General features: G+C 58.6%; 18 protein-coding genes. 17 read left to right on the plus strand and 1 reads right to left on the minus strand.

Features of this window, described 5'->3' with window-relative positions:
- Positions 1-310 precede the first annotated feature (310 nt).
- The 15 genes from E8D52_07640 (at position 311) to E8D52_07710 (ending at position 19,914) form a co-directional block, all read left to right on the plus strand.
- The gene (locus E8D52_07640) at positions 311-1,960 is read left to right on the plus strand and encodes an AsmA family protein (GenBank protein TKB68845.1); all 1,650 of its coding nucleotides are present in this window, start codon (positions 311-313) and stop codon (positions 1,958-1,960) included.
- Between the two features lie 12 nt (positions 1,961-1,972).
- On the plus strand, positions 1,973-2,770 hold the full coding sequence (locus tag E8D52_07645; GenBank protein TKB68846.1) for a mechanosensitive ion channel family protein: 798 nt from the start codon (positions 1,973-1,975) through the stop codon (positions 2,768-2,770).
- Between the two features lie 259 nt (positions 2,771-3,029).
- Entirely contained in the window at positions 3,030-3,653 is a 624-nt protein-coding gene (locus E8D52_07650; GenBank protein TKB68847.1) for a hypothetical protein, read from the plus strand.
- Positions 3,654-3,716: 63 nt separating this feature from the next.
- A complete protein-coding gene (locus E8D52_07655; protein TKB68848.1) occupies positions 3,717-5,489 on the plus strand; it encodes a hypothetical protein in 1,773 nt (590 codons plus the stop codon).
- A complete protein-coding gene (locus tag E8D52_07660; protein TKB68849.1) occupies positions 5,486-6,007 on the plus strand; it encodes a GTP-binding protein in 522 nt (173 codons plus the stop codon). The genes E8D52_07655 and E8D52_07660 overlap by 4 nt, the downstream gene beginning before the upstream one ends.
- Positions 6,004-7,806, plus strand: coding sequence for a PAS domain S-box protein (locus E8D52_07665; GenBank protein ID TKB68850.1), 1,803 nt, complete (start codon positions 6,004-6,006; stop codon positions 7,804-7,806). The genes E8D52_07660 and E8D52_07665 overlap by 4 nt, the downstream gene beginning before the upstream one ends.
- 352 nt (positions 7,807-8,158) lie before the next feature.
- Positions 8,159-8,470: a hypothetical protein gene (locus tag E8D52_07670; GenBank protein TKB68851.1), complete on the plus strand. Its 312-nt coding sequence runs from the start codon at positions 8,159-8,161 to the stop codon at positions 8,468-8,470.
- Positions 8,471-8,929: 459 nt separating this feature from the next.
- Entirely contained in the window at positions 8,930-9,628 is a 699-nt protein-coding gene (locus E8D52_07675) for a response regulator transcription factor (GenBank protein ID TKB68852.1), read from the plus strand.
- Positions 9,629-9,898: 270 nt separating this feature from the next.
- A complete protein-coding gene (locus E8D52_07680) occupies positions 9,899-11,002 on the plus strand; it encodes a DUF481 domain-containing protein (GenBank protein TKB68853.1) in 1,104 nt (367 codons plus the stop codon).
- 48 nt (positions 11,003-11,050) lie between these two features.
- A complete protein-coding gene (gene mscL, locus E8D52_07685) occupies positions 11,051-11,473 on the plus strand; it encodes a large-conductance mechanosensitive channel protein MscL (GenBank protein ID TKB68854.1) in 423 nt (140 codons plus the stop codon).
- 82 nt (positions 11,474-11,555) lie between these two features.
- On the plus strand, positions 11,556-12,416 hold the full coding sequence (locus tag E8D52_07690) for a hypothetical protein (GenBank protein ID TKB68855.1): 861 nt from the start codon (positions 11,556-11,558) through the stop codon (positions 12,414-12,416).
- Between the two features lie 99 nt (positions 12,417-12,515).
- Positions 12,516-13,547 carry a hypothetical protein gene (locus E8D52_07695; protein TKB68856.1) on the plus strand — a complete coding sequence of 344 codons (1,032 nt, stop codon included), beginning with the start codon at positions 12,516-12,518 and terminating at the stop codon, positions 13,545-13,547.
- Between the two features lie 80 nt (positions 13,548-13,627).
- Complete coding sequence (locus E8D52_07700; protein TKB68857.1) at positions 13,628-13,885, plus strand: hypothetical protein; 258 nt, start codon at positions 13,628-13,630, stop codon at positions 13,883-13,885.
- A 471-nt stretch (positions 13,886-14,356) separates the two neighbouring features.
- Entirely contained in the window at positions 14,357-16,615 is a 2,259-nt protein-coding gene (locus tag E8D52_07705; protein TKB68858.1) for a hypothetical protein, read from the plus strand.
- Positions 16,600-19,914, plus strand: a complete 3,315-nt coding sequence (locus tag E8D52_07710) for a hypothetical protein (GenBank protein ID TKB68859.1) — start codon at positions 16,600-16,602, stop codon at positions 19,912-19,914. Before E8D52_07705 ends, E8D52_07710 begins: the two co-directional genes overlap by 16 nt.
- Here the strand turns inward: E8D52_07710 and E8D52_07715 are convergent.
- Positions 19,812-20,408 carry a hypothetical protein gene (locus E8D52_07715; protein TKB68860.1) on the minus strand — a complete coding sequence of 199 codons (597 nt, stop codon included), beginning with the start codon at positions 20,406-20,408 and terminating at the stop codon, positions 19,812-19,814. The two genes, E8D52_07710 and E8D52_07715, sit on opposite strands and share 103 nt — an antisense overlap.
- 54 nt (positions 20,409-20,462) lie before the next feature.
- Between E8D52_07715 and E8D52_07720 the strand changes: the two genes are divergently transcribed.
- Positions 20,463-22,547: a hypothetical protein gene (locus E8D52_07720; GenBank protein ID TKB68861.1), complete on the plus strand. Its 2,085-nt coding sequence runs from the start codon at positions 20,463-20,465 to the stop codon at positions 22,545-22,547.
- A 20-nt stretch (positions 22,548-22,567) separates the two neighbouring features.
- Positions 22,568-23,377 carry a hypothetical protein gene (locus E8D52_07725; protein ID TKB68862.1) on the plus strand — a complete coding sequence of 270 codons (810 nt, stop codon included), beginning with the start codon at positions 22,568-22,570 and terminating at the stop codon, positions 23,375-23,377.
- Positions 23,378-23,395: the final 18 nt, after the last annotated feature.

The raw sequence follows: 23,395 nt of genomic DNA on the forward strand, positions 1-23,395 counted from the left end.
TTATCCATATTGATGTTGCCGCCGGCACGCCGCAATTTAACCGGACACTAGTGATGCCAAATGACGACTCAGTCGACACCTGTCTGTACGGAAGGGTGAGATATAACGCCCTGAACAATGACTGGCGGCAGGTGATAGCGACTCTCGCGAACTGCTTCTGGCGTACTTGCCAATCGGAGCACCGGTTGAGACGAATTTTGGAAACGATAGTTCTTCTGGGAGTGCTCAGGCTTGCGGCTGGATCAGTCGCTCGTTTGACTCACGAAGAATCCGTTTATATACTTAAGACTCTCAACCGGAGACGATCGAGATGAAAATAGCCATAGGCTTGCTTGCCCTAGTGGTCCTCCTTGTAGGAGTTGCCCTCTCCCTTCCGTTCTTGATCAACCTCAATAAATATCAAGATCAATACAAACCGCTCATCGAGGACGCGCTCAATCGTAAGGTCCAGCTGCAAGACATTCGCTTGACGATCTGGCCGAGAATCGGTGCGCGCGTGGTGGGGTTCTCGGTACTGGACGATCCGGCCTTTGGCTCAGGTCCATTTGCGTCGCTTTCGTCGTTGGAAGTCGGTGTGAAGTTGATGCCACTGCTGAGCAGCAAAGTCGAAGTGGAGGAAATCACGCTTCGCCAGCCGGTCATTACGGTCATCAAGAACCAGAAGGGCGTGCTGAACATTTCAACTATCGGCCGCAAAGGTGTGCCGGTGCCGGAGAAGCCTTCGCGCGCCCCGATCCCTTCAACGGAAGGGCCGCTCAAGATTCTGGCGCTGCTGGCCGTGGACCGAGTGGCGATCGACGGCGGGAAATTAACCTACCGTGACCTCTCTGCCGCCGAACCGACGGAATATGTATTGCAAGATTTGGAGGTGCTGCTGCAGTCAGTGCGGCTTGGGCAGACGCCGAGTGTGCATTTTGGGTCGCTGGTGCAGCCGTTCAATCTGCCGGTAAAGCTCGACGGCACCTTTGGTCCATTGCGAGAGACGATGGACATTGATGCGATCAACTTCCAGCTAGGCCTGGGAAAGACGGACTTTGCCATTACAGGAAAGGCCGCCGGGAATGATGCCATCATCAATATCAGCTCGCCGGTGATCAATACCGCGAACGTACCGGTTGCGCTTCCCCTGAAGACACCGGTTGAGATTAAGGATCTCCAGATGACGACGGAAGTCATGGGGCAAGAGGCCAAGCTGAAATCCCTGACGTTCCGTCTATTTGACGGCGAGGTGAAGGGGCAAGGCAAACTGATCGCCGGATCAGACATGCCTCCATTCAAAGGGGCTGTGACGATTCAAGGATTACAACTCGGCCCGGCGCTCAATGCCGTCGCTGAGACACCGATCTCTATCAGTGGGACGGCCGGTATGGACCTGTCGGTGCAAGGGCGTGGGTTCTCGATGCCGGATCTGACCAAGGCCTTAGAGGGAACCGGCCACATGGCTGTGAAAGATGGAAAGATCGAAGGGGTGAATCTTCTCCAGGAAGTAGTCTCAGCCCTCAACGTGGCCGGTATTTCCCTCGGCGATGCGAAGGCCACGGCCTTTTCGACGATCGAGACGGACCTCGCCGTCAAGCAAGGGGTGCTCAATGTGCAGCGGCTCTTGATGGATAGCCATGATTTTCAGGCCACCGGCGGCGGCACGATCGGGTTTGATCAGCGACTGAATCTTGCCGTGAATCTCAACCTCTCCCAAGAGGTGAGCCAAAAGATTGCGGCCGCATCGCCCGTCGTCAAAATTGCCTTAAAAGATGGCCGATTGAGTCTCCCTCTCACGATTACCGGAACGGCTCAAGCCCCCTCGTACGGAGTTGATGTCAAGGGCCTCACCGGGAAAGTGCAGGAGCAGGTGAAAAAGAAGCTCGAAGAAGCTGTCGGTGGGCTGCTCAAAGGGACGACAAAGCCCGAGGACCTCCAGAAAGAGGGGAAAGAGCTGCTCAAAGGATTGTTCGGTCAATAAGGAAATCTCACCATGAATATTCTGGATACGCTCACTCAATATGCCGTGCAGTACGGGTTGCAGGCGGCGGTCGCGCTCGGCATCCTCATCGGCGGAATGATGGCGTCTCGTGGGGCCGCCAATTTTGCCCAACAGGCGCTCGAAAAACAGACCCTTGAGCCACCAGTGCGCCTGCTCCTGGTGCGTATCGTGAAAATCATCGTCATACTGTTTACGGCGATGATCGCGCTCCAAACACTTGGCGTGCCCATCGCTCCGCTGCTCGCCGGTGTCGGAGTCGCCGGTGTCGGTATTGGGTTGGCCTTGCAGGGTGTCTTGAGCAATGTGATGGCCGGGTTGTCCATTATCTTCAGCAAACCCTACAAGGTCGGCGAACATATCTCGCTGCTTGGAGTTCACGGTGACGTATTGGTCATTGATATTTTCACCACGACGCTGATGCACGCTGACCATTCACGCGTCCTCATTCCCAATCGAAAAATTGTCGGGGAAATCCTGCATAATTTTGGTGTTATCCGTCAGCTGCATCTGACGGTCCCCCTCTCACACCGCGTCAAAATCGATGACGCGCTGGCGCACGTGAAGGATATCCTTCAACAGCACCCGTTGGTCTTGAAAGACCCTGCTCCTTCCGTAGGAGTGTCGTCTCTGGGGGAGGCGTCAATCGCTCTTGCCGTGGAGCCCTGGGCGGCTGTGACCAACTACAACGTGGTTCAGGGGGAGTTGAACAAGTTGATTCTCGAACGATTCCGGACACATGGTATCGAGCTGCCCTCTTCTCGTCACGACGTTCACCTAGTGAACGGATAAGACCGTCGAGCCTGGCAACTTTGAACTCTCCTTAACAGTGCTCTTGAGAAAGCGGCCTGAGAGATTCGGTCTTGTTGCGCAGGTTTCTCCGGTGCTAAGATCAGGCCTCAATACAGTTGATTAGCTCATAATAGAAGGAAAGCGAAGTAGTGAAGATGGTCAGGGGGAATGGCTGAAGGTTCTACCCGAAGAGACCGAACAACGAGGCGCGTATCATCGCCTTGCTCGTTACTTTGCGATTCCGAGATGAGGTGAAACGATGGGCACAGTACGCTCCACAGACCAGCCCCTGATCGCTCGCGACGACCCAGCGACAGACTCGGACCGAGTCGGTGGACCAGCACACCTTGACGATCGATCCGCAAGCGGGAATCTCGACAAGATTCGCGACATTCTCTTTGGCGCGCAAGCCCGAGAACATGACCGTCGGTTTGCACAACTCGAACAACATTTAATTCGTGAAGCCTCGGACCTCCGCAACGATCTCAAGCGACGTTTTGAGAGCCTTGAGCTCTACATCAAGAAAGAAGTTGATGTGCTCATGAGCCGGTTGACTAAGGAGCAGGAAGTTCGAGGGGAATCTGTCACGAACCTGACACAGGACCTCACTCAACTGGCTACAACCCTTGAGGATAAAGCACGTCTGCTCGATATGCAGGTGACCCAAGCGCAAGCACATGTTCTCCAGCAGCTGACAGAACAGACGAGCGAGCTGGCGACCGACGTTCGTGCTCGACATGCCGAGGCGGCGTCGGCACTCAATCAGGCCGTCCATGACCTCCGTGCAGAAAAGACGGATCGTGCGACGCTCGCAGCCATTTTATTGGAGGCATCTCAACGGCTATCCAGTGATGAGGCGGTCTCCGGTCGCGGCTCAGCCTAACAACAGCGAGCCGTGCGGCAGTCTCTTTGTGATCTATCGAGTCCATGACGATTGTGTTACCCCATGTCTACCGATCCACACAGGCCTCATCGCGATTCTCCATCTTCTGAAGGACGCACGTCCGTAGACGAAGATTGGACCCAGCTGCGCACTCTTTTACTCTCTCCGGAGCAGACGCAACTGGACGAAATCCGTGAACGGCTCGACAATCGGGCGGTTCAGCCTCGTGATGTCAGCCGGGTACTGCCTGAGGCATTCGCCGTTCGTGGGGAGAGAGATCCACAGTTATCGACGGTTCTGACTCCCTACGTCGAGAACGGATTTGTCGCGACCATACGGAAGTCGCCACGGGCGATCGTCGATGCGATCGCCCCAATCATGGGGCCAGCCATTCGGCAGGCCATCGCGCGTGCCTTGCAAGGTATGACCCAGTCCTTTAACCACTCGTTAGATGAAAGCCTGTCCGTCCGAGGCCTTCGCTGGCGATTGGAAGCCTGGCGGACAGGGCGACCGTTTGCGGAGGTCGTACTGCTCCATACGCTCCGCTATCGCGTGGAACAAGTGTTTCTTATCCATCGGGAGACAGGCCTTCTCCTGCATCACGTGGCAGCCGAGGGGGCGGTGGTTCAGGATCAGCAGGTCTTGTCCGGCATGCTGACGGCGATTCAGAGCTATGTGCGGGATTCGTTTGGCGCGTCACCGGACCAGACGCTCGACCATTTTCGAGTTGGTGAATGGACCGTGTGGATTGAACAGGGGTCCCACGCCTACTTGGCCGGTGTCGTTCGGGGTACTCCCCCTGAAACCCTCAGAGAGGATTTTCAAGCCGCACTGGATGATATTCATGCGCAGCAACCTGATGCCTTGATCCATTTTGATGGAGACGCGGCGCCGTTTAAGACAACACGGACCTGTCTGGAAAACTGTTTGCACGCCCACTATGAACCACCACCGCGACCCAGCGCCTTGAAGCTATGGATTCTGGGCGGGGCGATGATCCTCCTGCTCTCGTGGTGGGGCGTCATGGCCTACCAAGCCCACGCGCGGTGGTCCAATCTGCTGGTTGAACTTGAGGCAGAGCCGGGGATCGTTGTGACCATGGCAAAATCGACGTTGACAGGCTATCACCTCAAGGGATTGCGAGACCCCTTGGCCAAAGACCCTTCGGTGATGGTGATCGAGGCTGGCCTTGAGCCATCGAGCATCAGGGCTGTCTGGTCTCCCTATTACTCGCTGGACCCTCAACTCGTCGAGACCAAAGCGCATTCGATGTTGCACGCCCCCACAACCGTTAAACTGTCAGTGGAGGGAGACACGCTTGTCGCAACTGGCGCGGCTTCCATTGAGTGGGCGCGAGAGACGAGACGGTTGGCTACCCTGGTGCCTGGAATTTCCCTCTACCGTGACGAAGGGCTCGTCACGACCTCCATTCCTGATCTCCTCGAACGGGTCAATCAAACTGTCGTTCGCTTTCGCTCGGGGTCCTCGATCGTGGAACCATCGGAACGTGCCCCACTTGGTGCTGTGTCTATGGCATTACGAGAGCTAGACCAAGCCGCATCCCAATCAGGCCAGCGAATGAGGCTCGAAGTAATGGGGGCGACCGACGACACGGGTCCTCTCGCACGTAATATTCAGCTGAGCAAAGAACGAGCCCGCGCCGTGCTCGCGGCCATTGGAGGGGAGCAACTTGGTGACGCCACGATCGTCATTGCGGGCCTTGTCTCATCTCCCGACCAGCGGCGGTCAACAGGAGAAGCCCGCGACCGGCGGATCGTCACGTTACGGGCCACCCTCACGGTCGCGAATCGAAAGAATGAGACGGCTCGTCCATGATGCAGAAAAAAGTCTGCATGTTGGGTGGATTTGCGGTCGGAAAGACCAGCCTCGTGCGCCGATTTGTGAGTAACGTGTTTTCTGATCACTATCACACGACGATCGGCGTGACCGTGGAGAAGAAGAGTGTCACGGTCGACGACCGGGACGTGATGCTGGTGCTGTGGGATCTCTATGGAGAAGACGAATTTCAACGAGTGCGCGACTCGTATCTTCGTGGTTCATCCGGCTACATCTTGGTCATGGATGGCACCAGAAAAGCGACCCTGGACACGGCACTCGCGCTTCAGCAGACCGCCTTACGAGCAGTCGGAACGGTTCCGTTCATCTCGATCATCAATAAAGCGGATGTTCGATCTGAGTGGGAAATCGATGAGCGCACGATCGAACAGCTGCGCGAACGAGGTTGGACGGTCCTGTTCGGCAGTGCCAAGCTTGGGCAGGGAGTCGAAGAGTTATTTGTGACGCTGGCAACCCAGATCGTACAGGCAGCTCCGATCCCCAGAGATTGCTTATGACAAGCTGGCCAGGCAACCTCGCACCGCACAACGAGTCTCTGTTCAATGCGGTTCTCTCCACTCTCGACATGGTGGTGTTTGAGTGCGAGGAGGACTCGTCTGAGTTTCGGCTTCAAGGTCTCCCGCCTGAATGGTGGCGTGCGTGGGTCGGTCCGGCAGACTGTACGGTCTTAGATCTTGGCCGATGCTCGCCCTTCTTGCAGGAGTATCTTACTGGTGCTCACCTAGTCTGGGCGGGCACCCCTGGCGCAACTGAGAAGTCGGGCCCATGGACGGAACCTGATCGACAGGGCGGCACCATGACACGGGAGGCCACCGCGCTGGTGATTGGATCCAAGAAGTTAGTACTCATTGAGCGTCTGGGTTCCGGCTTCAAGGAGATGGGAACCATCGTTCAGCGGGCTCGGGAACGCATGCTGGCCGAAGAGCGTACCGCGAAGGCCTACCGGAAGACTGAGACGCACCTGATCAGCAAGCTTGAAGTCAGCGAGCGCACAAAGGACGATGCGCTGGCTCTGCTTCAGCACCTCGGGCTTGCTGCGCTTGTTCTCGATGAGCGCGGGCACATCACGTTTGCCAGTGATCGCGGTCTTGAGATCCTGGGAATGACGGCAGAAGCTGTGATCGGTCGGGAATGGGAGCAAGCACTTCCTCTTCCCAAGCACGATCGGATGGCGATTCGGGAGCTGATCAATACCGCCTCAGACCGACGGAAGGCCTGCGTCGTGGGCATCGAAGGACCCCGCCCCTCTTGGGTTGAGATAGAAGTTCACGGAGATCCTCGCCACCCCGGTCGGCATATCGTCATCGTGCATGACCGCACCGAGCTCCACACGCTCCGCCGGGTGCTCAACGAGCAAGCGTCGTTTCACGACCTGGTGGGGAAGAGTCCCGCGATGCTTCGCACGTACCAACTTGTGCGAGACGTGGCGCAGGTTGATAGCACTGTGTTGATCGAAGGGGAAACGGGAACTGGAAAAGAGTTGATCGCGCGTGCCATTCACTCTTGCAGCAGCCGAAAACATAAGCCATTCATTGCCGCCAATTGCGCCGGATTGACCGACTCGATTCTGACGAGCCAACTCTTTGGCCACAAGCGTGGAGCCTTTACCGGGGCGGTGAATGATCAGCAAGGATTATTCGAAGCTGCAGAGGGTGGCACGTTGTTCCTCGACGAAATCGGGGATATTCCGTCGCAAGTCCAAACGGCTCTCTTGCGAGTGTTGCAGGAAAAGGAGATCACCCGTCTGGGAGAGGCCAAGCCTCGCAAAGTCGATGTGCGTGTCGTGGCGGCCACCCACCATAACTTGAGTGAAGACGTCGTTCGTGGGTCCTTCCGAGCGGATCTGCTCTACCGAATTCGTATCGCCAGAGTCCAGCTTCCCCCGTTACGTGAACGACGCGAGGATATCCCGCTTCTTGCCCAATCCTTTCTTGGGCAGATCTGCACCGCCACTGGAAAGACGATCGAGCGCCTGAATCCCGATACCCTTCGGCTTCTCATGAGCCACGCATGGCCTGGTAATGTGCGTGAACTGAAGAGTGCCATCGAATTTGCAGTGATCAGCTGCAAGGCGAAAGAGGTTCTTCCCATTGATCTCCCACCGGAGATCATCCGTGCCCCTGCTGTGCCAAGTTCTTCCGTGTGGATTCCGTTGCCGAACCGGGACGAGAAATCTCGATTTCTCGCGGCGCTTTCCGATGCCAAAGGCAATCGGACGGAGGCCGCCAGACGGCTGGGAGTGAGCAGGGCGACGTTCTATCGCCGCCTCGTCGAGCTAGATATCGATCCTCGCTAGGCAGAGCGCAATGACAGCCTGTTGTCTTCCCAGCAGTGCACCGAGAGATCCGGCCGATGACGGCCGTCCTCACCCATTTCCCGCCACCCCCGTCGCGTAAGCGCCTCTCACTATCCTGTGACTGTCTCACGAGCAGGGCATCTGTCTCATGAGACACTCCGTTGTCTCATGCCGACACAGCGGAGACGGTCTCGCCAATCCATCCATTCAATGCAACCGATTGATTATGTGGAGGCCCTCACTCGTGTAGTGATGTGGCACGCGGTTTGTAATCATGCCATCAAGAGGAAGTCGGCAGTATCCGTTGCAAGAGCGAGTATAAATAGAAATGCGATTAGAGAGGTACAAAAGCATGACCACACCAGGGCTACTCGTCGAAGACTACAACGGACAGGACTACCTGCTGACCACGGAATCTCGCGCGGGAGTGAACACCCATCGATTGGTCGTGCTGCAACGCGTGAATAGGCAGTGGAAGCATCTGAATGGAGTCCAGGAATCAGCTTGTCGCGAAGTGCTGATCGGTGCATTCGTCGATTTCTTTGTGGACATATGCAGGGTGTTGAATGCGTCTGGCTCTGATCGGACCGTTAGGATCGCCGCAAGGTTAGGTCGATCTCGCGCACGACGAGCATCCCTACGCAAGCCCCTGAAGGCTGTGTAACGAGGGTGTCACCAACGGCCTAACTCGTAGGAGATCTGACATGCGGTGTAAACGATGTGGTGGATTGATGATTGTGGAGCTGGGTGCGGATGAAGACCTTGCAGAGCAAGCGGCAGGGCGGGGCGCGTTGCGCTGTGTGAATTGTGGAGCGAGGGTGAATATCAGGATGTTGAGGAATCTTGCGGCTCAATATACCGAAAGACTCGCACCTGTCAGGCAGTCCGTTCCAAGGCGTCGTCACATCGAACGCCACCTTACTATGGGAGAGGATGTATGAGAAAAGCGAGAAGGGTGAGGGGTGGATTGTGCTCAATGAAATCCCAATGGCGCAATGGTATGGGCGGATATCATCCGTGTGTGTATATGCAACGGTCCATCTTTCAGTATCGATGGGCGACTTGTTTCCTCTGGGTTGAGCACAGCTGAGTTCCGGCACTTTCAGGAAACAGGGATGACCCGATGGACAAACTCACTGGAAGACGAAAACCGATTCGTGTGTTGCTGATCGATGATTCCATGCTGACTCTGCATGGGCTCAAGACTTTCCTTTCCACAAACCCTCACATCGAAATCATGGGCATTGCTCGTACTCCCTCGGAAGCCTTAGACGCGATACGGGTACACCAGCCGGATGTCGTGATGTTGGAGACTCGCCTGGGGCAAATAAGTGGAATCGACTTATGTAGAACCATCCGTGAGTCATATCCACACATCGGCGTGCTCTTTTTTACGGCGCATGACGATAAGGAGCTCCTGCGAGCAGCCATCATGGCCGATGCGCACGGTTACCTGCTGAAGGGCGCAGCGGCTGAGGCGGTTGCGAGGAGTATCGAGATTGTTGCGAGTGGGAGGGCGATCATGGATCAGCAGTTGACTCAGCAAGTCATCACATGGGCTCGGGATGGAGCGTTGGCTGGACAAGAGCGGATCCCCTATAGCTGTTCGAAAGATGACCGGCAGCTACTCTCTCTGGTGGCTCTCGGGAAGACAAACAAGGAGATTGCACAAGAATTGAATCTTGTGCCTCGCGTGGTGGCCACTCGCTTACAACGAATCTACAAGCGTTTGAAGATATCCAGACGATCCGAGGCGGCACGCTACTATGTGCAGTTGGAAAAGGATCCGCATGGACTTGAAGGCGTTGCTCACCAGAACTAGCCACGTATCAGGCCTGTATGGAGACGATCTGGTGATCGTGAAGCCGGACTGTCTCAACCACGAATCGCTACTCCATGGCCGTCATCGCTCAGAGTCGCGAGACCAGTATGGAGCGACGCCATGGCGTTCTCCTCTGTCTGGACATTGAAGAGCTCTATGCTGGGTCTCGCACAGGCCGACAACAGCCTCTTGCAGTGTCACGGCAATCTAGGTATATACCCAAGGGCAACTTACCCTAACTGAACAACTTAGCCACACGAAGGAGGATAAATGAAGCCACTCATGTTACTGGTCGCAGTCTTAGCTCTGGGCGCGATGGCGACGCCGAGTCTTGCTGATGATGGGGCGCTCGCGACTACGCCGGTACCGATCCTTGATGTCGTGACCTTGAAAGACGGCAGCGTCATCTATGGTGAAGTGATCGAGATGTCGGGCGGGTTACTACAGATCAAGAACTCTCTGGCAGGCGATATCATCAAGCTCAAATGGGCTGAAGTGAGCAAGCTGGCGGTCTCGCACCCGGTACCCTTTCATTTAAAGGAGGGGACCGTGCTTGTTGGCACGGCCGAAGAGGGAGAACCGGGGACGATGAAGGTGAAGGCTGGGCCAAACGGAAACATGATGACGGTTCCGATCAATGCCGTGACACAGGTGAACCCGGTTATTCAGTCGCCGGTCATCTACTCCGGGAGCCTCAATGCGGGCTACTCGGCTGCCGTGGGAAACAGCCATCTCCGGAACGTGAGTGTTCTAGGAGATCTTGTGGCACGCAGTGAGCAGCTCCGGCTGACCCTCCTGGGTCGCTACGTCAATGCAGACAACAACGGTAGTTTACAGGTCAGGAATGCCCGCGGCACGATCAAGCTGGACTTCTTTATCACGAAACGGTTTTTCTGGTATGCGTCGGCCTATGTGGAAAACGATTTTCTCCAAAACCTCAAGCTGAGAACGGCGATCTCCAGTGGCCCGGGGTATCAATTTCTTGAGCGTGGAGATCTGAAGGGTATCTTTAAGGATATGACCTTCTACGCCGAAGCCGGTCCAACGTATTTTAACGAGGACTACCGGGATAATAGCATCACTGCTGATCGGGGGAGCTTTCGCGCACGCGTGGCCATGAAATTGGATTGGCCGCTGTTCGATGGCCGTGTCACGCTGTACCATTACAATGAAATATTCCCCTCGGTCCAGAACGCGTCGGATTTCTTCTTCACGATGGATAACGGGGTTCGCATGAAGATTTTGGCCGGTCTGGCGAGCGGATTCCAGGTGACCACCCGCTACAACAATCGGCCGCCTGCCGGCACGGGCGATACCGATAACTTATACTTGCTTACGTTAGGGTATGCGTTCGACACCACTCGCACACGATAGGCTGCGTGCAGCCTCGTACGGAGCTGCGTTCTTATAAGGAGAAACACTATGCTGAAAGAGTTCAAAGAGTTTGCCATGAAGGGGAATGTCCTCGACATGGCGATCGGCGTCATCATCGGTGGCGCATTCGGGAAAATTGTGTCGTCCATGGTCAGCGACGTGCTGATGCCGCCCATTGGGTTACTGATGGGCAAGGTAGATTTTTCAAGCCTCTTCATTGATTTGTCCAGAACATCCCCCGTGTCTCTCGCCGCAGCCAAAGCTGCTGGAGCCCCGACGATTAATTACGGTGTTTTTCTACAGAGCATGTTCGACTTCATTATTGTTGCCTTCGTCATCTTCATGTTGGTCAAGCAGGTGAATCGATTTAAGAAGGAAGAGCCTGCAGCCCCACCGCCGCCTCCCCCGGCGCCGAGCAATGAGGAGAAACTGTTGACGGAAATCCGCGATCTCCTTAAGCACCGTCAATGAAGATCGGCGGTCTAACCAGCAATACGGCGTGGGAGAGTGATCGGCCCATTCCTATTGCGATATCGATACGAAGGAGGTCCTCATGCGGTTAGGTAAAGGCGTCCTATTGATGACAGGACTTGTTACCTTGGTGGGGTGTTCTTCTCTGAATCATTCTGATGGCTACATTAAGCAACCCACTGTTTGTGTTGACAAAAAGTGGTATGGCTATTACCAGGGCACTGGGTGCCCCTCCACGGCGAAAGTCGCAGCCGCCACTCCCGCTGCATCCGATGAGCTCGATATGGCAAGGCGCGACATCGGCGCCTTACAGAAGCGGATTGCGGATCTCGATGGCCAATTGGTTGCTGCAAATCAGCGCGTAGCTGATCTCGATGGACGGCGAGGTCCAACAGATGATGACCTCAGCAATCTACAAAAGCGGGTTGTGTATCTTCAGAACCAATTGGATGAACGTGAGGCTCGTCTAGCGGCCATGGGTAGGCAGTCGGCTGATAGCAGCCTGGCGAAGGCAGAAAAGGATCTGTTGAAGGCGCTGCAGCCAGAAATTGCCAAGGGAACGGTCGCGGTCCATCAAACAGGTAACGCGCTCACGATTAACCTGGCATCCGGCCTATTGTTTGAGTCGGGACAGGATCAGCTGAAAGCCGGCGGTGCTGATGCGTTGAACCGTGTGGGGGGCGTGCTGAAAGACTTCCCGGAAAAACAGGTGCATGTCGCAGGGTACGCGGATAACGTCCCAATCAAGGGCGCGTTGCAAAAAAAGTATCCATCGAATAAAGAGCTTTCTGACGCACGTGCGAACAGCGCAGCCCAGGCTCTGCGGGTTGGTGGTGTGGCCAGCCTCACGGCTGCTGGTCATGGCGAGAGTGATCCGGTCGCCAGCAATAGCACCGCGACGGGACGCGCGAAAAATCGACGGGTTGAGGTGGTCGTCAAGTAATAGGTCGCGTTTCTTTCTGTGCCTGAACAAGCGAAGGGACTCTTCCCGAGGGAAGAGTCCCTTATCAGGGTCATCGTGATTCAGATCAAGGAGATCATCATGCAAATGCTCAAGACCACCGTGATTATGACAGGCTTGCTTGCTCTGGTCGGTTGTTCTTCCATGAAGCATTCTGACAGCTTTATCAAACAGCCGACTGTTTGTGTTGATAAAAAATGGTACGGGTATCATCAAGGCGCTGGGTGCCCCTCCACTACAAAAGTTGTGGTGCCCGATGCCTCGCAAGAAATGGCTGCCCGTCTTGCAGCGCTGGAACGAGATCGGTCACGATTAGCCGAGGAACTGGAAGTTGCGCGACGACAAAACGGAACCCTCAGTAGCCGTGTCAGTGAATTAGAAGGACAACTCGCCGACCGTGATCGGGAAATTGCCGCGCTTCGTTCTGGAGCCGGTGACAATGCGGCCTTCGCAGGTCAGCTTTCGGCTGCACAGAGTGAGAAAGATCGGCTTGCAGCGGAACTGGCTGCGGCGAGACAGCACAACGAGGATCATGACCGGCTGGCGGCGGAGTCGGAGTCACAATTAGCAGCGTTGAAGCAACGCAACTCCGACCTTGAGTCCCAACTAGCCGATCGAGACAAGGAGCTCTCCGGTCTTCGTGGCGACCTCTCCTCAGAGATGGCGAAATTGAAGCAGGCGGAGCGCGGATTGATCAGGGCACTCAAGCCGCAAATCGATGAAAGAAATATCACCGTTGATCTCAATAACGAGCGATTGCTCATCAACCTGGCTTCCGGCTACCTCTTCGGGTCGGGCGAAGACCAGCTCAAGCCGGCTGGAGCCGATGCGCTCAAACAGGTCGGGTCTATCCTCAAAGATTTTCCAGAGTATAAAGTTCATGTTGAAGGCCATACCGACAATCGGCCGATTCTCGGCGCGTTGAAAAAGAAGTTCCCGTCCAACAAGGAATTGTCCGAAGCACGAGCGACGAACGCCGCGCAAGCATTGGCGGACGGGGGGCTCTCCGGCGCCCATGCCATGGGAGTCGCTGATACAAAGCCGGTGATGCCGAATGTCACCACCGAGGGGCGGGCCAAAAACCGCCGCGTTGAAATCAGCGTGACCAAGTAGTAGGCCCATGTCTCAGAGGAGCGGCGAGGATATCGCCGCTCCTCCCATATCACCTGCGAATCGGCTGAAAGGAGATTGCAATGAAATTGAAAATGGCTCAAGTGAGCGCAGTGGTGACGGTGTTTTTCGTCGGTCTTAGCACATCGGCATGGGCTGTCGATATGGGTGCTATGAAGCAGAAAGTTGAGACCGTGAAAGGTCAAGCGGAGAACGTGAAAAAAGAGGGTGGTGAGACCGCACAAAGTGCCAAGGATCTGAAGGCGCAAGATGCGATGAAAAACGCTGGAGAAGCGAAGGACGAGGGGAAGAAACTCAAGGACGCCGTCACAGGCAAGTAGCGTGTGAAAAATGTTCCTTCACGGTTAGGCTGGCGCGCCATGGACGCGCCAGCCATTCCAGCCTGGCAGCCCCCATACTCTCCTGTGAAAGAGGTCTTCGCGTAATCAAAAAATGCTTCCACGATTTCCGTTCGTTGCATGGAGCCAGGATGGTGCTTTCAAGATCCGCACTGGGGATTTCTCGACCTTCTTAAGACAAAACCCGGTCGCAGACACCAACTAATTGACGAGAGTAGTTTCCACAAGCAGCTATCTGAATCGCTACTGTATCATTGCGGAAAGAGCAGATGGCTTGAGCCACTCTCCTCACGTAGAAAGTGAACGATGCCCGGGGTGACGAACACGGCATGCGCGCATGTCTCGCTCGTCATGACTACGCAATTTTTCACACCTGCACCTTGAGTGTTTAGCAAAGTGTGATGTTGACACATTTGCTTGAGCGGCATAAGGTTCGTCCACCTGACGGAACCCATGGCCAATATCAGCATCCACGGACGCGTCATCGATGAGCGGGGGTTTGGCATCGCCGGCTTGACCGTTCGCGCGCTCGACTTCGATCCATTTTTTAGCGAAGACGATGTGCTGGGAATCGGCAAGACAGAAGGCGACGGCACCTTTCTCATTTCCTACTCGCCGGATGCCTACCGCACCTGGAAAGTCGATCGGAATCCCGACCTCGTCGCCCAAATATTCGGCCCCATCCAGGTAGACCCGTCACGCTTCGGCACGCGCCTCCTGCACGAAACCCCGGAAGCCAAAGATGTCACCGACTCGAACCACGAGGTCGGCACCATCAGCATCCATCGCAACAACATCGAGGGCTGGCTCGTCACTCATACAACGTTAAACCCCGCAGTCGGAGAGCCCGTTGCGCTTTTTCACCACAACCGCATCACGCACCTGATCGACGGAGCCAAGATGTTCCCCGCAGTGACCGATGCCGCTGAGAGCGCCACCGAATCCATCAACCTGATGACGCTGTTTTTTGACGTCGATAACGGCTTCCTCACCAAGTTCAAGAGTAGCTTCGACCCGTTGAATCCTCCCTCCACCGGTTGCAAACAGGGAGCGGAAACTTCGCTGGAAGAGGTGCTCAAGAACAAGGGTGGAAAACCGGTTAATGTGTTGGTGACGAACCTGCCGCTCTCCGCAGAAGACACTGTGACCGAGGTGGCGGAGTTTTTTGCCCAGACGGCGGGCGTGCACACTAATGCGTTCAACAAGGGCTTCGCCCTGCTGCATGCCAAGGCCATTGTGGTGGATGGGGACCACGCCATCCTCATGGGATCGCCGCTGAAACAGTACTACTTCAACGATACCAACCATGCCATCCGCGACGCGCGCCACAAGGGCTCGCTCATGCACGACGTCAACACTGATCTCAAGGGCCCGGCGGTGTCTCACATCGAAAAGACGTTCGCGAGCATCTGGAATGCGACCGGCAAACCGATGCTCATCCCTCCGCAGAAGACCTTTCCCGAACTGGCAGTCACGCCTGACGGCGACGTGGCCTCGGTGCAGGTCCTGCGCACGCTACCAGGAGGCTCGATCAAGCGTGTCAACCCGAGCGATGAAGACCTGCCTTACGGCGAAACCGGCATCCTCGAAGCCTATGAGCGCGCCATCGCCAACGCCCAGCGCTACATCTACATTGAGAACCAATACTTCACCTCGCCCGAAATCGTCGATGCGCTCATCGCCAGGATGAAGGACAGCACCAAGCCGCGCCTGCAGATCATCCTGGTCCTCAACCTGCGCCCCGACCTGCCGGGCTACCCGGATCGCCAGATCGACAACGTCAACCAGCTCCGCAGCGCCGCCAAAACAGGCGGGCATCACCTGGGCGTCTATACCCTCTGGAGCCGATCAGAGAAAGCAGGTAGCGGCGGTGCGGGGAATCCGCGGCGCTACGACGTGATGCCGGTGTACGTCCACAGTAAGGTCGCCATCATCGACGACGTGTGGGCCACGGCCGGTAGCGCGAACCTCGACGGCACCTCGATGAACTACCACGAGATCGGCCTGATCATCACCGGCTCCATCCTCGACCGCGCGATCGAAAAGGCGAAGCTCACCAACGATCCAGGCAAATTTCTCTGGGAACTATTCTGGTATCTCTTTTTCTTCGTCTTCAAGCAGATCCTGTTCGACCTCAAGACGCTGCTCGTCCTGCTCTTCGTCGCCTACAAACTGATCTTCGACTTCAAGGAGACGCTGGAGACCATCCGCGAAACGTTGGGCGACGTAGCCGACATTCCCCAACTCATTGCCGACGTCTTCACACGCACCGCCCGACACGCCCTCCCCAGCCGTTCGCGTCAGCCGTCGCGCAGCGTGGAATTGAACCTGGTGATGTACAGCGGGATTGCCGGCCTGCCGGAGAACGGCGTGGTCAAAGCCTTGCGCCACGAGCTGTGGCAGGAACACCTGGGGCTGGCCTCGCTGCCGGATCAGCTCAAAACCCTGCCGGCCGATCCGGCATCCTTGACGTGGGTCGCCGAATGGGAACACGCCGCTACACACCATGTGGATGCCATCAAGAATGACCTGGCGCCGCCGGCCGACCATGCGCCGCACCTGTTGCCTTGGAAGCCGGAGACCGACCCCAAGGAATATCTGGCCGCGCTCAAGATCCGCACGTCCACCCTGCGCAACAAGGCGCAGAAGTTCGATTTCAAAACCTGTAAGGTCGACGACAAGAAGGATCTGCTCCCGTGGCCGATCATCTAGTCCAGAACGCCACCGCCGGGATCGGGCGGCTGCTGTCGCACCTCGACATCGTCCAGGGCGATGTCGAGGCGGCGCGCGCGTTTCTGAAACTGCTGGGCTGGGACCTGCCGCCAGGCCTCGACGACATCGGCTTAGCCGCACTCAACCTCAGCGATTTTCTGACGAAGCTCGACGCAGTCATCGGCGCGTCCGACGCCGAATGGAACGACGACTTGGCCATGGCGGGCCGCATCGCCGACCTCGCCCTCGCGATCGAAGCACTCACGCGGCAGATTCACGACTTGGCGCAGACCCTGCCCACCAGACAGGCGTCTTTCGACGACTACGTAGATCGCACGCAGATCCACAAGGAACTCCCGAGACGGCTGTTCGATTTTCTCGCCGCGAACTTCCTGGCGCAGGCCTCGCCGCTCACCTACGCCGCCCTGCACCTGCTGAACATCATCGATTATCCCTACTACGCCGCTGATCCAACGAAATTTCAGGTCGAACACGTCCGCGCCACGATCAACTATCACCTCTTCAAGGTGGCGGTGACGAGCCTTGATCAGCTCTTTACCGAGGCCTACGGCTGGCACACGCCCGACTTCCAATCGATGACCTTCCTCACCAGGCTGAGCCAGCTGCTGCAAACGCTGGGGCTACGGAGTCGTATCCAACCCCTGAGTCCGCAAGCGCAGGAGGCCTGGCTGGGACGAGCCGAAACAAGTTCCAACCAACCGCCGCAACTCATCACCTTCCTGCACGAGGAACGCGGCTCCGCATTCGGGGTGCGGTTGGGCCTCTCGCTCTTCGGCGCCGCTCCCACGTCGGCTGGCGCGAGTGATGCCGGACTCGGCCTCGCCCTCATTATTCAAGGCCGCGCGGAGGGAACGGTCCCCTTCCCCCGCTTGGAAGACACCCGCATCGAATGGTCTGGCAACGTGGAGGTGTTGAAGCGATTAGCCGTCATCCTCCGTCCTGAACAGGATCTCACCCTGCGCAAGGGAGCTGGGCTCGCCGATGCTCTCAACGGCCGCTTCGCGCTGGGCCTGCGGCATGGCCAACCGACCGGCGAACTCAAGCCGTTGGTCCGCCTACCCGGAGGCTCGGCCCTGCGTTATCAGCAGTTTTCCGTCGCAGGCGGCCTCGATGCCTCCTCGGCCACCCGCATGGAGACGTTTGTAGAGATTGCGCTGCTGGGGCTCCGATTCGACCTGTCGCTCGCAAATGCAGACAACTTCATTCAAGGCACGGTCGGGCGCGAGTCTGTCCAGGCCCCGTTCGATCTCACGTTGCGGTGGAGCAGCAGAGAGGGACTGTCGTTTTCCGGCAGCGGGGGGCTGCACGTGTCGCTGTCGTTGCAGCAGGCCGTCGGCCCCGTGAAGTTGGATGCGGCACACATCGGCATCGACGTGGGCGAAAAGGGCATCGACACGGAAACCAGTGTCAACGCCCGCTTGGTGCTCGGCCCAGTCACGGCGACCGTCGAACGGATCGGTGTTACCGTCGATCTGTCTTTCCAGGAAGGCAACCTTGGCCTCTTCGGTCTGTCGCCGCGCTTCAAGCCGCCGACGGGCCTGGGCTTGGCGCTTGCGACAGCGGGGGTGACCGGGGGCGGCTTCCTGGGTTTCGATCCCCAGCGCGCCGAATACAGCGGCATGTTGCAGCTGGAACTGGCCGAGACGATCGCCATTAAGGCCCTGGGCCTGCTCACTACTCGTCTCCCCGACGGCAGCCGCGGCTATTCCTTGATCGTGATCCTGACCGCCGAAGGCTTCGCGCCGATTCCCGTCGGCTTAGGTTTCACCCTCACCGGCATCGGTGGATTGGTGGCACTGCATCGGACTGTCCGCACCGACGTGTTGCGCGAGGGCCTCAAGACCGGCACCCTGAACTCGGTGTTGTTTCCCTCTGATCCGCTCCGGAATGCCCCGCAGATCTTCAGCGACCTCCGCCGCGTATTCCCGCCGACCGCAGGCCGCCATGTGGTCGGGCCGATGGTGCAATTGCGTTGGGGGAGTCCTACGTTACTCACCCTCGATCTGGCGCTGCTCGTTGAACTGCCCTCGCCGGTTCGGGTCGTGGTCTTAGGCCGTCTGCAAGTCCTGTTACCGAACCAGACCCATCCGCTCATTCAGATTCGCATGGATGCCTTAGGCGTGCTGGATGTTTCGGCCGAGACCGTGGCGTTGGATGCGACGCTGTATGACTCCCGGATTCTTCAATTTACGCTGACCGGCGATATGGCGCTTCGCGCGGGCTGGGGGCGTCAGCCACAATTTATCTTGGCGATCGGTGGGTTCCATCCTCGGTTTGCCCCGCCACCGGGGCTTCCAGTGTTACAACGGCTGGCGCTGCAGCTCGCCGATGGTGACTCGCTCCAGTTACGCTGCCAGGCCTATCTGGCGGTGACGTCGAATACGGTGCAGTTCGGCGCCCGAGTGGATCTCCATGCAGCCGGCGGCGGGTTCAGCTTTGACGGGATGCTCAGCTTCGATGCGATTATTCAGCTGGCACCATTAGCCTTTGAAGTTGACGTCGGTGCGGCCTTGGCGTTGCGGTATCGTGGACGGCTGCTAGTGGGCGTCTCGTTCAAGGGGCGTCTGGCCGGGCCCACGCCCTGGCAGGTGGAGGGCAAGGCCTCGATCAAGTTGTTGTTCTTCTCGGTGTCGGTGTCCTTCTCACGGACATTCGGGAGCAAGGCCGCGCCACCGCTGCCGGCGGCGGTGGATGTCGTGGGCGTGATCGCCGCCGCCCTGGCCGACCGGCGCAATTGGAGTGGGGCCGTCCCCCGCAGTAGCGCCCCGGTGGTGACGATCAGAGAGACCGCCCCACCCACCAACGGACTGCGCGTCCATCCTTGGGCGGAACTGACGCTGCGCCAGCGGATCGCGCCGCTGAACAGACACATCACGAAGCTGGGCACGGCACCAATTATCGGCGGGCCCACGACGGTGACGGTCTCGCTCACCGATCGCGCCGGCGCCCAACCCTGGCGGACGACGCCGGTCTCGGAGCCCTTCGCCCTGGCGCAGTATGAAGACCTGCGCGAAGACGAGCAGTTGGCGCAACCGGCGTTTGTGCCCTTACAGGGCGGCCTCACCGTGGCGGCCGACGATCTGGCGGTGGACGACGAGCTGGGCCTCGCCGCGCCGATTGCCTACGAGACCGTGCTGATTGATCCGACGCGACCGCCAGAGCGGCCGAAGCCGGGCTATGTGCTCTCGGCGGCAGTGTTGGCCCGGGTCGCTCCCTTCGGCGCCGCCGGCCAGGCCCCGGCGCGAAAACGACGACGTGCCACCGCACTCATGGCGTAATTCAATTGGGATGACACACCATGCCTGAACAGACCGCAGCCACCTATCGCTTCTACTCCTGGCTTCGCCAAGGACTCCTCGCGGGCCTCTCCGGTCCCGGCGTTTCCAGTCCGGCCACGGCGGGCCGCCTCGCATTGCCGGTCCGTCTCAGGGTGAACGAGCGTGCACCCATCGATGTCAATGTGCAACTCCATGGCCCCGGTGACATCACCGGCCTGGACGCACGCGAGATCATTCGCACAGAGCCCCATGCCCACATGACCGACTTCGAGCCGAATTACTTTCCGGCCATCGAATTCGACCGGCCCGATTTCCCCTGGCTCTTCACCCCGGCGTCGTCCGACAGCGCACGGCGCCTGCGACCGTGGATCTGCTTGATCGTCGTCCCCAGGGAACGGGCCACGCTCAAGACCAATCCGCAGCGGCCCTTGCCGGCGATCACCTGCGCCCTGGAAGACCTGCCCGACCTCGATCAGTCCTGGGCATGGGCCCACGCACAAATCGTGGCAAGCCAGAGCGCGACGCCCGATCCCTCACCGCACGCGACGTTGCAGAAGCTTCTTCACGACCATCCTGAACGTACACTCTCGCGGCTGTTGGCTCCGCGCCGCCTCGATCCCAATACCGCCTACTACGCCTGCCTCGTGCCAACCTACGATGTGGGGAGGAAAGCGGGGCTGGGCGAGCCGATCACTCTGGAGGACGAACAGACATTAAAACAGGCTTGGGTGAAGAACGCCGCGCCCGGACCAGTCACATTGCCGGTCTTTTTCCAGTGGGAGTTTCGGACCGGCCTCGCGGGAGACTTCGAATCGCTCGCACGCCGGTTGAAGGCCCAGCCCCTGCCCTCTACGGTTGGCTTGCGGCCGGTGGACATCCGAACTCCCGGCTGGGGCATGCCGACGTTGTCGCCTGGCGCGCCGGGCAGCCTGTTGGATCTGGGTGGAGCCCTTCTCACTCCGGAGACTCAGCCGCGTGCCTGGCCCGACCAACCGCGCAAGACGTTCCAACTGGCCCTCGGCGCCATCCTCAACGCACCGGCAGCGATGGCCGGTACCAGCGGAGCCCCGGCGCTCCTCGGCCCGCCCCTCTATGGGCAATGGTACGTAGACCTGGACAGCCTACCTCCCGCAGACCAACCGCCACACTGGTTCCGCGTTCTGAATCTGGATCCGCGCCACCGCATCGCCGCCGGTATCGGTACGATGGTGATCCAACAGGAGCAGGAGCCGTTGATGGCCTCGGCCTGGGATCAATTGGAGCAGGAACGGCGGGATCGACAGCGACTCAAGTGTGCGCAGCTGGCGGAGGCCGTCGGCGACAGCCTCTCGAAGAAACATTTCGCCGCGCTCGACCCGGCGAGACTGCTGCAACTCACTGGACCGGCGCTGCGAGCGTTGACGGGCATCGCCACATCCCCCACGCCGCCGCCGACTGCCGCCAATACCCTGTTGTCCGGCCATCCGGCCGTGACCGGCGCCTTTCGCCGCCTGACGCGCGTCCATGGCCCAATCGCCTCCCATGCCGCCACACTCGACGCGATTCGACTCCCTGCCACGTCGCCCGCCTCAACGTCCGGCCAGGCGTTTCGCCCGTTCATGCAGTTTTCCGTCGCAACCAAGCAGCGGCAGGCGCCGGCATTGCGTGAATGGTCTGAGCTGAAGGTGGAGATGCTGCGGCGCCTGGCCCCGAAGGAGGCGGTGTTGGCTGCGGTGAAAAAGACGATGCCTACCGTCGAGAATACGGAGCTGACGACCTTCGCGCCGAGCTTTCCGCAGCCGATGTATGAACCTCTACGCGACTACGCACCGGACCTGTTGTTGCCCGGCATGGACCAGGTGCCCTCAAGCACCATCGCGCTCCTCAAGACCAATCCGGAGTTGATCGAGGCCTACATGGTCGGACTCAACCACGAGATGAGCCGCGAACTGCTCTGGCGTGGGTTTCCGACCGATCAGCGCGGCACCTACTTCCGGCAATTCTGGGATGCTGGTGGCGATGAACTGCCCAGCACCGATGCAGAGCGTGAGGCTCGTTTTGACATCACACGAATCACCTCCTGGGCGGCGGACAGCCGCCTCGGCTCCCACAGTGCGCGTGGCTCGGCGGTCGGCCAGATGGTGCTGCTCATCCGCGGCGACCTCCTGCGGCGTTACCCACGCGCCATGGTCTATGCGTTGGAAAGCGTCTGGTCTGCAGATGGCACCAGGCGTGAGCTGGGCACGGTGGAACGGTATCCCATTTTCCGCGCGACCCAGGCACCAGACATCACTATGCTGGGGTTTCCGCTGACCGAAGCGGACGTTCGCGGAGCCGACAACAAAGCCGGAGGACACCCAGGCTGGTTCTTCGTGCTGCAGGAGCAGCCGACGGAACCGCGATTCGGCATGGACATCCCCACGACCTATGGCGGTACCCCCGCTCACTGGCGCGACCTGACATGGGGACATCTGGCGGAGGACGAAGCCGCGCTGAAACAGATTGTGTATGTGCCGATCGACGGTCTATTGAAAGATGCCGTGGTCGATCAGATTCCGTGGGGAAAAAATTCGGCGCATATGGCCACCATCACCAGACAACCTCCGTTCCGCGTAGCGGTCCATGCCAGAACCTGGCTGCCGGGCCGGCAGTAGCGTCGGAAAGAGAGGAGATCATGCCCTATTTGGAACAAGAAACTGCGCGACTCCAGACGGCCCTGCAGGCCTTGGCCGCGCAACAGACGACGTTGACGACCCAACTCACCACCCAGCAGCAGGCGGTAACGGCGGCACAGGCCCAGCGCAGCCACGCGCAGAACGGCTTGGCCCAGGCCCAAGCCCGCATTCCGCCGCTGCAGGCAGCCGCTGCTGCAGCGGACGCTCAGGTCGCGGAGGCGCAACAGGATCTGCTCGATACATCTGAACCGCCGCAAGGCATCCCTCCCGCCACCTGGAGAGCGCGTCTGGCCGCGCTGAGAAAAAAACTCGCCGAGGCCAAGACCGCCGCAACCGCAGCGCATGCAAGGGTGACTGAAGCACAGCAGGGCGTGGCGCAAGCGCAGGCGCAAGTACGGGCTGCGGATGTTCAAGTTTCGGCGGCGACCGCCGCGGTGCAGGCTACCCAGGCCGCGATCGCCGCCCTTCAACCCCGCCGCCAGGAGCTCCAAGCGATGCTCGCCGAGATCGAGCGCATGAATGCAGAGATCACGCGCGACCCGCTGGCGAGGGAGGTCCTGCAACAGGTGGCGGCAGACCTGTCGGCCCGCACGACGACGTTGGAAGATACTCTTCTCACGACGCGGTTCGAGCTGGAGGATGCCGAGACGTTCCTCGCAAGCGTGATCACCAGGCGCAACGAATTGACGACGCTGCTTGCCGACCTCGCCAGACAAATCCCTGAGGCGGAGGCGCAACAGGCAGCGGCCCAGCAGGCGCTGGCGGCTGCCGAAGCGGAGGTTGGCACGCATTTGCAGGATGGGCCGTAGGTTTCTGTTAAGGAAAGG

This window comes from Nitrospira sp. (assembly GCA_005116745.1).
In the GTDB taxonomy this organism is placed as follows: Bacteria; Nitrospirota; Nitrospiria; order Nitrospirales; family Nitrospiraceae; genus Nitrospira_D.